Source organism: Clostridium sp. LBM24168, assembly GCF_052953915.1.
The window spans coordinates 132,040-147,230 of the sequence record NZ_CP196861.1 but is presented as its reverse complement, the minus strand read 5'-3'; the positions used below and the strand labels follow the sequence as shown (position 1 = coordinate 147,230).

Below are 15,191 nucleotides of genomic sequence, written 5' to 3'. Positions count from 1 at the left end.
TGTTTAAATCCTTAATTTTAGTAGATACTTATTACATCAAAATCATCTTCATTAATTGGAATTTCACTAATAGTACCATCCGAATTTTCTACTTGATCATACACTATAGACGGCATATCTGCTGTTTTCAGAGTTTCAGTAGCAAGCTGTGCATTAAATTTGTCTTCTGTAGAATTTAAAAATGCATTTATTAAGTTCGTTCTTAATATATACTTTTCTTGTACATCATCATGATATGAGTAAACTGAAGCACTTTCTTCTTTTAATGCCCTAAATTTTTGATATAATGCTCCCTCATTTAATAATGATGTTTTAAGCTTTTCATAATTAAAATTATACAGCTTTCCAGAAGAATCTTTCAGCACTACTCCATCCATCTTAGCAGAAACATTTATAGATACGGCAGCTATCACTATTAACATAATCACTGCTACTGCAGCTATTTTATGTATGGAATTTTTATATGCCACAACTAATCCTCCTAATTTTTAGCAAACTTCAACATTAGAAAATTTTCTAATGTTGAAGTTTAAAATTCAATATATCAATATGGAACTAATTATTGTGCTTTCTCAACTGTAACAGCATTTGATGCAGTAGCTTGATCTATATTTCCATCAATGAATATAGCAAAACCGCTTTGAGCAACATTATAAGGTACTACTGTGCCATTATATTTTACAACATATTTTGCTGCACTTGTTGCATCGCTTACTCCGTCAAGTTTAACTACAACTTTTGTACCAAACAAATCACTATTATATTCTGCAGTAACTGTTTTTGCTGGAATTTCATCTCCAGGATCTGGATTTGGATTTGTACCATCCAGTGTCAAAGTAACATAATTTGTCTTTGTATCATCTGATGAAGGTACATAGTATGCATAATCTCCGGAAAGATCTTTCTTACTAGATATCTTTGTAGAAGTAACTGGTTTAACTGCAACTTTTATAGATGAATCTGATCCAGCAGCTTCCTTAAGATCAGCAAAATCACTGCCTGTGAATTTGAATGTTACTGTACTGCCCTCTGCTGATGCAGAAGAAGCATCTACAGTTGTTCCACCTACATTGAATGTAAAGTCTGAAGGTTTAACACTGCTTGTTTCAATTGGAGTATCAAATTCAACCTTTATATCTGCTTCATCGGAAGTAGAAGTTGCTGTCCAGTTCTGAACATCATTACCGTCTTTGTCTATAATCAGCTTAGGTGCTGCATCATAGCTGTATACCTGAACTCCAGAAGCTGTTACTGGAGTACCCAGTATATCTTTTACTCCTGTAACCTCAAGTTTTGCTTCAGTACCTTCAGCTTTTACCTTGTTTATCAAAGTATCAGTGCTGCTGTCATCATCATCATCACTGTCGAAAGTAAGAGTTACCTTGCTTCCATCTACGCCAACAGTACTTGGAGTCTGTCCATTCAATTTGAAATTTTCCTCATTTGCACTATCTTCATCAATTGGTTGTGTGAAGCTTACATCTGCCTTCAGATCATCACCATCATAATAAACTCTCAATGAAGTTGCCTTAGCAGTAGTACCACCCTTATATGTTGTAAGAGTTCCACCATTGTTCCCAGTGCTCAGGGAATTTCCGTCCTCATCTTTGACGCCAGTTGCATATATTGAGTCTATAGTATTTTCCTCTGATTTACTACCATCAGCAGTAGCAAGTGATGTATCACTCAAATCTATTGTTACACTCTTGTTGTCATCATTTACTGTAATATCCGCACTGCTTGGGAGTGTCTTTGTATCTCCCTTTGCATTTACATATTCATAGCTGTCTGTATCATCCAGTGTACTTGAATCCATTGACTTGTTGAATACAATGACAATTGTGTCGGCATCAACTTTATATGCATCTGCCTTTGCCTTTACATCCTCTGCGCCATCAAATGTATCAGTATAATCATCCATTACATTTGGAGTCTTAGCTGTATCCTGAATATTCTTTACTGTCAACGTGTATTGTGAATCTGTGAGATCTTCACCTACATTTATATCAACTATATCTGTAGTATCTCCATCTTCAATGTTGTCATCACCAGGAACTGTAATATTATCTATCTCACCTGTTATATCAGTACCGTCATTGTCCTTCAATTTGTAATTTGATTTATTTGTAGCATAAAGTGCATCTACATCCTTGCTGAATTTAACTCTTATAGTATCATCATCAAGAGCATAAATTGAAGTTACTGTAGGTTTTGTAGTATCTTCCTCCAATGTAAATGATTCATTGGTATCATCCTCTACATGATTTCCATAAGCATCTTTTACATCATCACTGATGGATATTGTATTTGAATTTTTATTTAATAGACCGCTTACCTTTGTTATTTTAACTTGAGTATCGCCCTCTTTGAGTGCTACGGCATCAGATGGAATATCATCACCATTTATTTTATAATAACTGCTCTTTACAGCTGTCTTCGCATCCATTGGTCTGTCAAAGTTTACCTTAACTGTACCATCATCTTTAGCTGTTATACTTTTGATTTCCGGTGCACTGCTTAATTCATCAACTGAAAAATCTTCGGTAGTTTCTGCAACTGGGAATCCTGCTGCATCTTCAAGAGCATTTTCATCTCCATCGGAAACCTTTAATGTATTGTCTCCTGTTGGAAGTTTTGAATCAAAATACAATTCTACCTCGTCTGTATAGTAATATCCACCTTCTTTTGCTTCAATTCCGTCATCCAGTTCTGAATAATCATAATTGATTCCAAAAGAAGACAAATTCTTTCCATTTATCTTAAGCTTGGATACTACTGATTTAAGTGCTGCATTTTCGTCTGATCCATCTGCCTTTACAGCTTCTGAGAATACAATATCAAGTTTATTGTTTCCTCTTACACTGACTGAATCAACTGTAGGAGCTGTAGTATCGGAGAATGTTACAGTCTGTGTGAATTCTGGAACTGTCTCTGACTTGTCGGCAGTAAGTATTGCCTTTTTAACTGTTACATCCACGTCATCATTCTGCTTCTGTGCATCAGCGAGAGTGATCAAAACAGTCTTGTCGTCATCCTGAAGAGTTGCAACGGCATCATCAGCAGTAAGTGCATCTCCGTCAACCTTGTAATTTGCTACTTCTTCAGCTGTATCTGAATCAACTTCCTGGTTGAACACAACCTTGATCTGATTTAATCCTACTGTATCGATTGATGAAACTTCCGCATCATTAGGATTAGGAGTTGGATTTACTTTTTGGTTGATTGCGTCAACTGTAGCTTCTGAAACTGCTCCAGTTCCACCAATTACCTGAAGGTCAGTAGTCTTTGTAGCTTTGGTTCCAATGTAACCTAATGCATTTGTAGTTGCTTCTCCTGATGCACTAGTTCCATCAAGAAGTACAAGTGGTGCTGAATTCTTTCCAGCTACTGCTGAAGCTACAAGTGCGTCAGCAAATGCAGTATCATTTACACCGCTTCCATTTGCTTTTGCAGTTGCTGCATAGAGATAGTCATTCTTCAAGTCACTGTCAAATGCATTCAATATGTTTATATTTGTTTCAAATCTATCTTTTCCACCGTTTACTCTCTTGTCTGCTGCAAGATTGCCATAAGTAGCATCATCTACACTGTAGGTAGTTCCAATTACTGTAACATTTGCATCCTTTGCAAAATCATAAGTAGGCTGCATTACAGTCTTGTCGTTAGTTGAAAGCAGGAGAATTTCTCCCTTTGCTGCTGCAACTGGTGCTGCAGAAAGTGCATCGGAATATGCCTGTCCTGTTACAACCAACAGATTGTCCTTGCTTACTCCAAGTTCAACCAGTTTGTTTGCTACTGCAAGGTTTGTAGAATATCTGTTAGCTCCGGAAAGCCTTGTTACAGTGTAGCTTGATAATTCATCTTCAACTGCCTGTGAAACTACACCAGTTCCACCAACAATATATACATTCTTTGGTTTTAATGTATCCAATGCATTCTTTGCATTTGCATTAAGTGAATCAGCTCCTGTAAGAAGTATTGGTGCATTTAATTTTTTAGCCAAGGCTGAAGCACTTACTGAATCTGCATAGCTTAATCCATTGACCAAAATAACACTGTCAGTGTTATCACTTGTCCAGTTTGCTGTAGCAACTTTTGCTGCAGTCTCATATCTGTCTACGCCACCTGTTCTTGTAACCTGTCCTGCTGCTGCTTTAGCTGGTCCAGCTGTAAGAGCCGTAGTCAAAACCAATGACATAAGCGTAGCACTTGCAAGCACTTTTGTAGTTTTTTTACTCATAATGTATTTACCCTCCTCGAAATTTAAGTGAACTTTAATTAAAATTCTTTTTAAAATATATATATATTTTTAAATATATACTTGTTTGATAGTTGAATACATGTCCTCTTTTCGGACACAATTCTTAAAACAGACATTATTATACCACACATAAACCACACATTCTACTAATTCAGTATAATTTTAAGTGATATTGATAAAAATTTATTATTTGCATAATTAATGCAATTCCTACTGATTATTATAGCATAGTTAAATTTCAAATTCTACAGACTGCATATGTCTGCAGTTGTATTTATTTCATTGATATACTATTCTACACAAGTTGAAAAAAACCTTCTTTTTCTGCAAAAATTATGCTCAAATACTACATATAATATAATAATGTTATTTTTTTGTTTACACTTATTAGACGTGCCACATTTAGCACATGTTTCAAAAAAGTTTAAAATTTATTTATTTTTTTATTCTATATCAATTATCCCAAAGGGATCCTTATTTTTAAAATAGTCTTCAACCTGAGAAGTTATTGCTGCTTCTCCCCCCACTATTATTATGCTTATACTATCATTTTTAGTAATCATGTAATTTCTTGCCTTTATAGTGGGATCAGTTATCGTCGGACCTGTAAGTATCAAGGGACAACCTTCCTTTGCCGCTGCCGCCGATGCTACAAGTGCATCTGCAAATTCAAGCTGTGTAGCTCCTCCAACTGCTACATAAGCCTTGCTGAAATCAACTCCCCCGTTATCATTGAAATAGTCAAGCACTGCAAGATTTGTTTCATAACGGTCTTTTGTATTTCCCGTTATTTTAGTTCCATTTACAGAACTTACAACTGAATTTGGAAGAACTGCATCTCCCCCTACTGCCTTTACCTTGAGTTTACTGGCCACCTCTTTCACTATGGTGCTGACACCTTTGCTGTCCGCAAACAGTACAGGGTATCCCTTTTGGGCAGAAATTGCCGCTACAGACAGGGCATCTGGATAGTTATAACCATATACAAGCATTCCAGTGGTCTGTTTGCTCATTGACAGTACCTTTTCCGCTACTGCCGCATTTGTACCCATTCTTGTTTTATCTTCGGCTCCTTCAATACGTTCTACCTTGTATTGTGCTTTTAAGCTTGTCTCAATAGATGAGGACACTACTCCGGTACCTCCTACTATGTAGATATTCTTTGCCTTGAGGTTTTTTATGGTACTTTCAACCTCGCTTTCAAGCTGGTCGCCTCCAGCCGTCAAAAGTATTGGTGCCTTCAGCTGTTTTGCAAGAGGCGTGGCACTTACCGCATCGGCATAACCGTAACCATATACGAGAACTACATTTTCAGCAGTGGAAAACTGCTGCTTTGCAAGTTCATCTGCAGTACCTATTCTCCCTCCCGAACCTCCGTCTATTCTCGTGACGCTTGGTGCTGCAGACGCCTTTATACCTCCAAATACAAGAGCAAGTGCAAGTGAAAGTGCTGCAGGCGCTAGAATTTTTTTCACGTTAATCATAAATTTATATATCCCTCCCTCAAATTTTATGTATATGCAGTTTAAAGGCAAATTACCATATTTATTGACAATAGTCAATAACATTATATAACATTGACTTACATTTTTGTACATAAAAATAAAAAGAATATATAAAATTTAATTGTAACTTTTTACTCCCGTTTAAATAAACTGATAATGTAATAATGTTTGACGGGGTGAAAACATGTGGCTTTTTCAGATAGAGAGCTGCTTGCCAGAATTATAAAATGCGAAGCCGGCGGTGAAGGCGATAATGGCATGAGGGCCGTTGCCACTGTTGTAATGAACAGGGTCAGGGTTCCTTATGGGGAATACCAGAGAATAGGCCAGGGTGATGTAAGGAAGGTACTCTTTCAAGAAGGCCAGTTTGACTGTATGCGCTCCCTTATAGGTGGTATATCCAATCCACAGACCATATGGTCGAATCCACCGGACCAGATACACTACGATATAGCGGACTGGGCACTTTCCGGGAACAGATTGTTCAATGTAGGTTATTCCCTGTGGTATTTCAATCCATATGCACCATGTCCCTACACTTTTCCATACAATGGGACCGGAAGCTTCCAGGTCAAGGTGAACAATCACTGTTTTTATAATCCCACGGAACTATATGCAAACACTTAAAGATATAATTCTATTAATTCAATGGAGGTAATTGATTTATGATTTCAAGCTATCCAGACTATTTTGCTGCAATTCCAATGATGCCCCGCGGTATCCCTATGATGCCCGGATATCCAGGCATGGGTGAAACTTCATATCCAATAGCAGATACTTATAATCCTGAAGGAGATGATCCGGAAGGAGACATTCCTGAATTTGAAGATGAAGAAAATTCAGATGAAAATCCTGATGAAACCAGAGATGATGAAGAGGAAGAAAATGAAGATATATGTGTAGACCCTGACTCCACAAGACATGTTCAACAGGGGACTACAACAGGCACCACAGGTGCTGCAGGTACTACCGGCACTACCGGAGGCTGCGGTTTTGAAATGGCTCCAGGCTCACCTGTAATTCAGGATACCAATTATATCCAGGGATATTTAAGGACACAGATAGGAAAAAGAGTCAGAGTTACATTTCTTCTTGGTACCGGAACAATGCAGGACCGTACCGGGGTACTGGAAACCGTTGGAATAAGCTATATAATACTCAGGGAGGAAGCCTCAAATTCGAGAGAAATGGCAGACCTGTATTCAATAAAATTTGTAACCATATTCGACAGTTAAAGACAAAATAAAGAAGCTCAAGGTTCAAATAGCAGATGCTTGAACCCTGAGTCTCTAATTTTTTATATCAATTTCCTCTATAAGGAACTTGTCAAAACATATGCTGTCCATAAAATTATCCTTTGTGAAGGCAGTCTTTCGCCTTCTGTTGTATTCATCCACATTGGAGGGAAGCCAGTAAGGCCTCTCTATGTCAAACTCCCTGCATATTTCCACTATGCACTTTTTCAGATCCTCCTGATAATTTTCACCATCTTCCAGGTAAACTACCCTGTCCTTTATTATTTTGTTTTTTCTTAAAAGTTTTCCCCATATCTTCAAGCTTTCATCTCTCCTCAGTATTTTTCCAGGAATGAATGTTTTTCGCCATTTTCGGTCCACCCCAATATGGAGTCCATATTTACATTCTCTGCAGCATGGAAAATGGATTTATCCACACCCTTAAAGGATTTTTTCATATTTTCTATAAGCTCCTTTATCTCATATCTCTTGTTGCCTACCTTCTTTGCAGCCACCATACAGGCACAATTCAGCGGCCATATTCCACTGCTCTGCGTGAAATTTCTGATGTGGGCTTCTTCTATGAAATAAAGGGGCCTTATGAGTTCCATGTTTTCAAAATTCGTGGACTTCAGCTTTGGAAGCATCGTCTTGAAGTTCCCTGAATAGAGTAAATTCAAAAGAGTGGTTTCTATAACATCATTGAAATGATGTCCCAGCGCAAGTTTATTGCAGCCAAGTTCCTTTGCCCTGGTATACAGAAAACCTCTTCTCATTTTGGCACACATATAACAGGGATAATCCTTTGCTATTTTATTTACAACATCAAAAATACCGGAGTCATATATGTATATAGGTATATTCAGATATCTGCAGTTGTCAACAAGCAATTTCCTTATACTTTCATGGTAGCCGGGATCCATTGCTATGAATTCCATTTCGAACTTGACCTTCCAGTGCCGCCTGAGTTCCTGAAACAGTTTTGCCATAAGCATGCTGTCCTTCCCTCCGGACACCGCCACCGCTATTTTATCCCCTTCTTCTATCATTTTAAAATCACTTACAGCTTTTACAAATTTCGACCATATATTTTTTTTATATGTCTTGGTAATACTGTGTTCTATATCCGAAAGTGGTTTCCTCTCACTGAAAGGCACCAGTATGTCGCATCCTGTTCCCGCAATATCATCCATAATATGACCCCTCCACCTGCCATTTGTTCTTTGAACTTTTCTCTAAAATATTATATCACAATATACTTATAGTGTTATATCGGAAAATTCTACATTTATTTTGTCTTTGTCTGTTCCATAATTCATATTATTGTCAGGATGATCTTCCTTTATAGTATTAACCGGCAATTTTACAGTAAATTTGCTGCCCCTGCCGTAACTGCTTTCAACACTGATCTCTCCACCATGAAGTTCTACAAAGGACTTCACAAGATAGAGGCCTATGCCGCTCCCTTCACAGCCTCCCCTATAGAGATTTTCCACCTGGGAAAATTGTTGGAATATCATATCCAGCTTGCCTTCCGGTATTCCTATTCCATTATCCTCTACAGAAATCAGTACATAACTGCCTTTATTTTTAAAATCTACAACTATCTTTCCTCTATCTTTTGTGAATTTCATCGAATTTGAGATAAGATTCAGCATTATTCTCTCTATTTTGTCAATATCCACAGCCATGATTTTCTCTTCCACATCAGTGTCAAATATCATATTTATATTCTTTCCCTCTGCATACGGAATTACAGAATCCACTATACTTTCAATTGAACTCACAATATCTATGTTGTGAGCATTGAGCCTCAAGGTGCCTGAATTGATTTTAGTCACATCAAGCAATGTATTTATCATCTTCATCAACCTGTAACAGTTCTGTTTCATTACATCCACATATTTCTCGTGCTTGTCGATGATCTTTTTATTTACACAGTTTTTACATGTATACAACATCTGAAGTGCAGCAAATATAACATTCAATGGTGTCTTCAGATCATGCGATATACCCGATAATAATTCAATATTTTTTTTCATATCGATTTCAAATTGAACATCCTTTGTTTCTATATATTTATCTTCCATCTTTACATAATAGCCTATAACCCACGCAGTAGCCATATATATAACACATGTAACAATATCATTCGCAAAATTGATCTGGAAGTCATATTTAAGCATATATACATAATCTGTCAAAAACAGCATTAAAGATGATATTGAAGCTATGCATATGCCATAATTAACTCCAGATTGAAGTGTAGAAATTATCACAATAAAAAGAAGAAGCAATTTATATTCACTGAGCTCCATGTTGGACAGCCATATCAATATTGTTAAAAATCCTACAAAAATAAAGCTGTCGATAGCCTGAATCATTTTTTTATGCACCAATATGAATCCTGAGCCTTTATTTCTAATAAAAAAAATTATCCATATTGCACAGCATATTAAAAAAATGCACACCAATATCATAGTTCCAATCCAATTTTCTACATTATAATTCATAAAATACAGAAGTACACAAAAACCGAAAAACAGTAATTTAACAATAGATAAGAAATCGCCTATACCTTCTTCTCCCCTAAATGCATTTCTTACATTATTCATGATATTACCCCCCGAATCTACAGCTATAATCAAAAATCACAGCTGGTGTTATACAATGAATTAAATGAATTTTATTGGATCTTTTAGTATATTATAACATTTACACACCTAAATATAAACATTTTTGCAGATAAAACTCTACATAAATTTCATTTTATTTGTTAATATTTCTGCTGCAATTCACACATACTATTTACAAGGAAGGAGGCATGCTGAACATGGACTCGAAAAGGGCACATACCGGGATACTTTCCATATTGATATGTCTAATTTTATTTGTAAATTTTGCCCCGCCTGCAAGTGCAGCTGGAGATAAAAAATGTCTGTATATAAAAAATTCCACAAGGCCGGAGCATCTCTACGTAATAGAACAGAATAACATGACAGATGCAGAAAATACAATGATAGCCACACTTCAGGGCATAGCATCAAAATCAAAGCTTCAGATATATACCTTGAACAGGAACCAGCCCTCCTATAGAGTATGGCTGGAGGATTTGAAGAAAAACCATGGAGTGGAATATGAATTTGTAAAAGATCCCTGGTGCCTTGTTGACAAATTCAAACATCTTGTAAGCGGATATGTACTGTATGACAGTAAAAAGCCAGGTGATCCTTCCATAAACAATGCCTGCTCCCTGGCAGCCTTAAAAAACTCCATAGCAGTGGACAAATCCCTGGAGGAAACTGTAAAAAAACATGGGGTTTCCAAGCTTCAAGGCGACTGCAGAAATACCGACAAATACTGGGGCTACAGAAAGCTATGGAATTCAGGTATCAACCATTCCACAGTGATCCAGCTGAATCCCAAAAGATCCTCCGCCCTTAGGGATTATGCCATAATGACAAAATCCCTTATATTTTATGAGGATGAGAAGGACAGCAGCAGATTAAGAGACAGTATATTCGGTTCCATGCCTGAAAATTCTATATGCCTTGGCTGGGGTCCGGATGAATTCAAAAATATATCCCTTGCATCAAAGCATGATATTATTACAATACCTGCAGACTGGTCCTGCAACCTGACCGTACTGAGTGCATTTCCCTCCTGCCCACTGCGCCAGAAATCCGCAAAAGATGCTGAAGAGAACCTGCCAAAGAAAAATGCCCACTATGTGACCTTCATAATGTCTGACGGTGACAACCAGCAGTGGAATCTGGGAAGCAACTTCTCCTCCCCGAAATGGTATGGCTCAAAATACAGGGGCAAGCTCAGCATGGGATGGTCCATAAGCCCTTCCCTTTACTACATGGCACCTACAGTACTCGGCATGTATTACAAAAATGCCTCAAGTAAAACTTTTCGGGACAATTTTATAGTATCACCCTCTGGAATGGGGTATATTTATCCTTCCAGATTCCATAGGAAAGCTCTTGATTCCTACATAAACATACTCGACAAATATATGGAAAAGGCAGATCAAAAATATGTCTGCATACTTGATGACAAATCCTTCTACAACCGGAACATATGGGACAGATACACGAGAAAATCCAATATAAAGGGACTTTTCTATCTTGACTACAGCAGGCAGGACAGCTACAAGGGGAAGATAATCTGGAGCAACGGAAAGCCTGTTGCATCCTGCAGAAATCTACTGTGGTCGGGAATAGAGGATGAAGGCTCACTTGTTAAAAACATAACCGATTATGTTGAGAAAGGATTTACAGATCCAAAAAAAGAAAATGCCTATACCGTGGTTTATGTGCACGCCTGGAGCAAAAATCTTGAAAATGTATACAGGGTTCAAAAGGAGCTTGAAAAAAATCCAAAAATAAAGATTGTAGCCCCTGATATTTTCATGGAAACCCTGCAAAGAAATTTATAGTTACACAATATCCGCAGTGTGTTATATTAAAGGTAACAAAGTAGCGATGTTACAGGGAGGAAATAAATATGGGTATCTACGATATGGCAATAAAAAATGGATACATTGCAGATCCTGAAAAAAGAATCATAGAAAAAGGGAATATAGGCATATGCAATGACAAAATATGTACTGTTACAAATGCTCCAATATCCGGCAGACATACAGTTGATGCCTCTGGCAGTATAGTAAGTCCTGGATTTATAGATATTCATGCACACGTAAACGGAGATGCAGCATGCGGGAAGCTGTCCCTGGCCCAGGGAGTAACTACCACCATAGGTGGAAACTGCGGCGGTGGGATACTGGATCTCAAAGACTTCTTTTCAAGACAGGATAAAACAGGTTTTCCCATAAATCAGGCACAATTTGTAGGCCACTCATTCCTTTTAAGAAATGCAGTAGAGGCAAAAGATCCATATTCACCTTCTACCGGCAGTCAGATCGAAGCCATGAAAAGACTTCTGAAAACGGCTTTTCAAGAAGGTGCCATCGGAGTTTCTTTCGGCCTCGAGTACGCACCCGGTTCCTCCTTTGAAGAGGTAATTGCACTGAGCAAAGTAGCATCTGAATACAAAAGACTTGTTTCCATACATACAAGACTTTCGGGACCAAAGGAGCTGGAATCCTTAAAAGAAGCAATAGATATTTCAGAAATAACAGGAGTGAGGGTTCAGATATCACATCTCGTCTATCAATATGGCACCGGTATAATGGCACCTGCCCTCAGCATGATAGAAGATGCAAGAAAAAAGGGAATTGACGTTTGGGCTGACAGCGGAATGTACACCAATTTTGCAACAGGAATGAATACAAGCGTTTATGATCCCGACCATATAAAAAAGTTCGGATGGAAATACAGCAATATGCTTGTAGCTTCAGGAAAGCACAAGGGACAGTACCTTACAGAATCCCTCTATAGAGAGATGAGAAAAAATCTTGAGGATGTAATTGTAATATGCTTTACTGGAGTTGAAAGCGAAATATACGATGCCCTAAGTGCAGATTTCGTGGTTCCATCTTCCGATACCGGGCCAAGTCCTTCTGGAAATATGGAAGAAGGTCATCCTCAGAATTCAGGTACCTTTCCAAGATTTTTCAGGAAGATGGTAAAGATTGAGAAACGTCTGTCTCTCATAGATGCAGTGGAAAAAGCCTCACTGCTTCCTGCAAGAATACTTGGATTTAAAAAGAAGGGAAGAATAAGAGAGGGTGCGGATGCAGACCTTGTAGTATTCAATCCGGATACAATATGCGACAGGTCGGATTTTGAAATGCCAGACAGGCTGCCCTCCGGAATTGATTATGTAATTCTAAACGGCAGAGTGGCCGTAAAAAATGGATGTGTTCTTGACAGTGTACTTTCCGGCAGAAGTATAAAATACCCCGAGGATATATAACTCCGGGGTATTTTTTCTAGAATTAGCTGTTCTCTTCCAGCCACTGGGACCAGGAGGTTTCAAAGTTGTCATTGTTTGATTTTGCATATTTATAAAAATTCCTTATGAGATCCGATCTTTTATGTGATTCGCTCTCCTTGCCATCTTCAGGCCTAAGCAAATCCTTACCTCCCAGAAGCACCTGCCTTTCCATTATATCTTCAAGGCTGTCCTTTTTTGCATTCTTCATTATGTCATACATCGTCATAAAGGTTGTCGTTCTTCCTATTCCAGCCTTGCAGTGGAAATGCAGCCACGTATCTTCAGGTAATTTCCTTACAGTTTCCACAAAATAGTCCACCATTTCATCCTCTGGCTTTTCCGTATCCGTAACAGGTATTCTTATATAGTCCATACCATGCTCTTTTACAAGCTCCTTTTCACTCTGCACTTTTGTTGGTATTATTTTTTTGTCCTCCACCTTGATCGGTTTTCCTGGTTCTATTGATTTCAGCTTTTTCTTTTCATCCTTTATTACCTGCCGCTTTGTAAGCCCCTTGTTCGCCTTGTTGCTGCCTTTTGGCTTCCAGCTCACCGCCATGTCATTTATAAAACCGTGTGATTCCTGTCTTAGATCTACTACAGTTATGTTTTCGCTGTCTATTGCCTTTTTCATAAGGTCAATATTTCCACCAGTAAATTGTGCACTTCCAGAAGATTTAAGTTCTGTATCTTTTCTGAATCTTTTGGGCATTTCTCCCTTTTTGCTGGAATCTATGGAGATATTTATAGAATTGCTGCCATTACCTGGTTTGTACAATTCTCTGGAATAAACATTTGGAACTCCTATGAGAGATACGAATAACAGGATAAATGCCAGTATTCCCAGTCTTTTTTTCATATAATAAATCACCTCGCAAAATTTTTTGTATCCATTATATTTTGTTTAGTAATCCATTAATTATGCATTTAAAATTTTAATGCCTTTTTATCAATACAATATTTTTCCATTTTCCTTTTTTGAATCTTGCATAATATAGAATTCCACGTACAAGCCAGTCTATGTACATGCCCATCCATATCCCTACAAGTCCAAATCCGAGGCTTATACCCAGTATGTATCCTGCTGCAATTCTGAAGGCCCACATTCCTATAATAGTTGTAACCATTGTATATTTCGCATCTCCGGCACCCTTGAGTCCTGAAGGAAGTACAAAGGCAATTGACCATATAGGTATGCAGAGTGCATTCGTCCTGATGAGCAGTGCCGTGAGATTTACAGTTTCCACATTTTTTGTATACAGAGATGCCCACAAGCCTGCAATGGGAACAGAAATAATGCACAGTATTATCAAAAGCACCGTGGACATCTTACAAAGGTAGGAAAGACACCTTTCCGCCTCGTCACTGTCTCCTCTTCCCATATACTGGCCTACAAGGGCAGTGGCCACAATTTCAATCGAAAGTCCCGGTATATCAAGTATGGTAGCTATGGAGTTGCCTATTGTATTTGCAGCTATGGCTGTTGTACCCATTCCCACGATGAATACCTGCGTAATAAGCTTCCCACCATTGAACATGAGTGATTCCACACTGGCTGGAATCCCTACACCAAATATCGGCTTTATAATGTTCATGTCGAATTTGAACTTAAAAACTCCCGTCAATTTAAGTAAATTTGTTCCCCTTAAGAGTACAAGAAATGCGGTTATTCCCCCTACTGTCCTCGCTATTGCAATTCCAAGTGCAGCCCCTTTTACACCCATACTTGCCATATGGATGTTGAATCCAAGAAATCTGAAATTTATCCCGTATATGAAAATATATCCTAGTATTACATTGAGTACATTCATGAACATGGTTATTTTCATAGGGGTTTTTGAATCTCCGCTTCCCCTTAAAACCCCATTTGCTATTAGATCCAGTGCTATCATTGGATATGTAACAAGGGTTATTCTAAAGTAAACCCTGGCATAATCTATAACTATCTTGTCCGCAGCACCGTATAGAACATTTATCAGCTGTCTCTCGAACAAAAATATAGTTAAAGTTATAAAAACAGATATAAACATTCCTGAATAAAGTGACTGCTTCATGGCGTTATTTACCATCTTTTTATTCTTCTGTCCTATATACTGTGCAACTACTACAGTACCTCCTACTGCAAGTGCAGAAAAAAATGCAATCAGTATATAATTGAAGGAATCTATCATCCCTATGGCAGATACGGCCTCCCTGCTTATATGCCCCGCCATCATCGTATTGACCATACCAAGAGTTGCCACAAAAAGCTGTTCAGCAAAAATAGGCATGGCCAGTTTATATACA

Annotated in this window: 12 protein-coding genes; 4 read left to right on the top strand and 8 right to left on the bottom strand. The window is 37.9% G+C overall.

All coding sequences use genetic code 11. The features are described 5' to 3' along the window. Positions 1-17: 17 nt before the first annotated feature. The 3 genes from ACSVC9_RS00730 to ACSVC9_RS00720 all read right to left on the bottom strand — a co-directional run bounded on the left by ACSVC9_RS00730 (position 18) and on the right by ACSVC9_RS00720 (position 5,745). Entirely contained in the window at positions 18-470 is a 453-nt protein-coding gene (locus ACSVC9_RS00730; RefSeq protein ID WP_446898485.1) for a hypothetical protein, read from the bottom strand. Between the two features lie 89 nt (positions 471-559). Then, positions 560-4,240: a cell wall-binding repeat-containing protein gene (locus ACSVC9_RS00725; RefSeq protein WP_446898484.1), complete on the bottom strand. Its 3,681-nt coding sequence runs from the start codon at positions 4,238-4,240 to the stop codon at positions 560-562. Positions 4,241-4,704: 464 nt separating this feature from the next. Beyond that, positions 4,705-5,745 (bottom strand): cell wall-binding repeat-containing protein, encoded by a 1,041-nt coding sequence (locus tag ACSVC9_RS00720; protein WP_446898483.1) that lies wholly within the window; start codon positions 5,743-5,745, stop codon positions 4,705-4,707. Between the two features lie 207 nt (positions 5,746-5,952). On the opposite strand from ACSVC9_RS00720, the gene ACSVC9_RS00715 reads away from it, so the two are divergent. Both ACSVC9_RS00715 and ACSVC9_RS00710 read left to right on the top strand, forming a co-directional pair. Then, positions 5,953-6,393, top strand: coding sequence for a cell wall hydrolase (locus tag ACSVC9_RS00715; protein ID WP_446898482.1), 441 nt, complete (start codon positions 5,953-5,955; stop codon positions 6,391-6,393). A 38-nt stretch (positions 6,394-6,431) separates the two neighbouring features. After that, entirely contained in the window at positions 6,432-7,001 is a 570-nt protein-coding gene (locus ACSVC9_RS00710; protein WP_446898481.1) for a hypothetical protein, read from the top strand. Positions 7,002-7,055: 54 nt separating this feature from the next. Here the strand turns inward: ACSVC9_RS00710 and ACSVC9_RS00705 are convergent, their stop codons facing one another. The 3 genes from ACSVC9_RS00705 to ACSVC9_RS00695 all read right to left on the bottom strand — a co-directional run bounded on the left by ACSVC9_RS00705 (position 7,056) and on the right by ACSVC9_RS00695 (position 9,616). Further along, the gene (locus ACSVC9_RS00705; protein WP_446898480.1) at positions 7,056-7,322 is read right to left on the bottom strand and encodes a hypothetical protein; all 267 of its coding nucleotides are present in this window, start codon (positions 7,320-7,322) and stop codon (positions 7,056-7,058) included. Positions 7,323-7,336: 14 nt separating this feature from the next. Continuing rightward, complete coding sequence (locus ACSVC9_RS00700; RefSeq protein WP_446898479.1) at positions 7,337-8,194, bottom strand: tRNA 2-thiocytidine biosynthesis TtcA family protein; 858 nt, start codon at positions 8,192-8,194, stop codon at positions 7,337-7,339. Positions 8,195-8,260: 66 nt separating this feature from the next. After that, positions 8,261-9,616, bottom strand: a complete 1,356-nt coding sequence (locus tag ACSVC9_RS00695; protein ID WP_446898478.1) for a sensor histidine kinase — start codon at positions 9,614-9,616, stop codon at positions 8,261-8,263. Positions 9,617-9,834: 218 nt separating this feature from the next. Between ACSVC9_RS00695 and ACSVC9_RS00690 the strand changes: the two genes are divergently transcribed. Then, positions 9,835-11,445 carry a GxGYxYP domain-containing protein gene (locus ACSVC9_RS00690; protein ID WP_446898477.1) on the top strand — a complete coding sequence of 537 codons (1,611 nt, stop codon included), beginning with the start codon at positions 9,835-9,837 and terminating at the stop codon, positions 11,443-11,445. 68 nt (positions 11,446-11,513) lie between these two features. Then, a complete protein-coding gene (locus ACSVC9_RS00685; protein WP_446898476.1) occupies positions 11,514-12,884 on the top strand; it encodes an N-acyl-D-amino-acid deacylase family protein in 1,371 nt (456 codons plus the stop codon). A gap of 22 nt (positions 12,885-12,906) precedes the next feature. Here ACSVC9_RS00685 and ACSVC9_RS00680 read toward each other — a convergent pair whose 3' ends face one another. Both ACSVC9_RS00680 and ACSVC9_RS00675 read right to left on the bottom strand, forming a co-directional pair. Then, positions 12,907-13,764 (bottom strand): fused DSP-PTPase phosphatase/NAD kinase-like protein, encoded by an 858-nt coding sequence (locus tag ACSVC9_RS00680; RefSeq protein ID WP_446898475.1) that lies wholly within the window; start codon positions 13,762-13,764, stop codon positions 12,907-12,909. Between the two features lie 76 nt (positions 13,765-13,840). Then, complete coding sequence (locus tag ACSVC9_RS00675; RefSeq protein ID WP_446899775.1) at positions 13,841-15,175, bottom strand: MATE family efflux transporter; 1,335 nt, start codon at positions 15,173-15,175, stop codon at positions 13,841-13,843. Positions 15,176-15,191: the final 16 nt, after the last annotated feature.

Excerpts from the sequence above, each read along its gene's own strand:
- ACSVC9_RS00725 (WP_446898484.1), bottom strand. The coding sequence starts at position 4,240 with ATGAGTAAAAAAACTACAAAAGTGCTTGCAAGTGCTACGCTTATGTCA.
- ACSVC9_RS00720 (WP_446898483.1), bottom strand. The coding sequence starts at position 5,745 with ATGATTAACGTGAAAAAAATTCTAGCGCCTGCAGCACTTTCACTTGCA.
- ACSVC9_RS00710 (WP_446898481.1), top strand. The coding sequence starts at position 6,432 with ATGATTTCAAGCTATCCAGACTATTTTGCTGCAATTCCAATGATGCCC.
- ACSVC9_RS00700 (WP_446898479.1), bottom strand. The coding sequence starts at position 8,194 with ATGGATGATATTGCGGGAACAGGATGCGACATACTGGTGCCTTTCAGT.
- ACSVC9_RS00695 (WP_446898478.1), bottom strand. The coding sequence starts at position 9,616 with ATGAATAATGTAAGAAATGCATTTAGGGGAGAAGAAGGTATAGGCGAT.
- ACSVC9_RS00690 (WP_446898477.1), top strand. The coding sequence starts at position 9,835 with ATGGACTCGAAAAGGGCACATACCGGGATACTTTCCATATTGATATGT.
- ACSVC9_RS00685 (WP_446898476.1), top strand. The coding sequence starts at position 11,514 with ATGGGTATCTACGATATGGCAATAAAAAATGGATACATTGCAGATCCT.
- ACSVC9_RS00680 (WP_446898475.1), bottom strand. The coding sequence starts at position 13,764 with ATGAAAAAAAGACTGGGAATACTGGCATTTATCCTGTTATTCGTATCT.
- ACSVC9_RS00675 (WP_446899775.1), bottom strand. The coding sequence starts at position 15,175 with ATGCCTATTTTTGCTGAACAGCTTTTTGTGGCAACTCTTGGTATGGTC.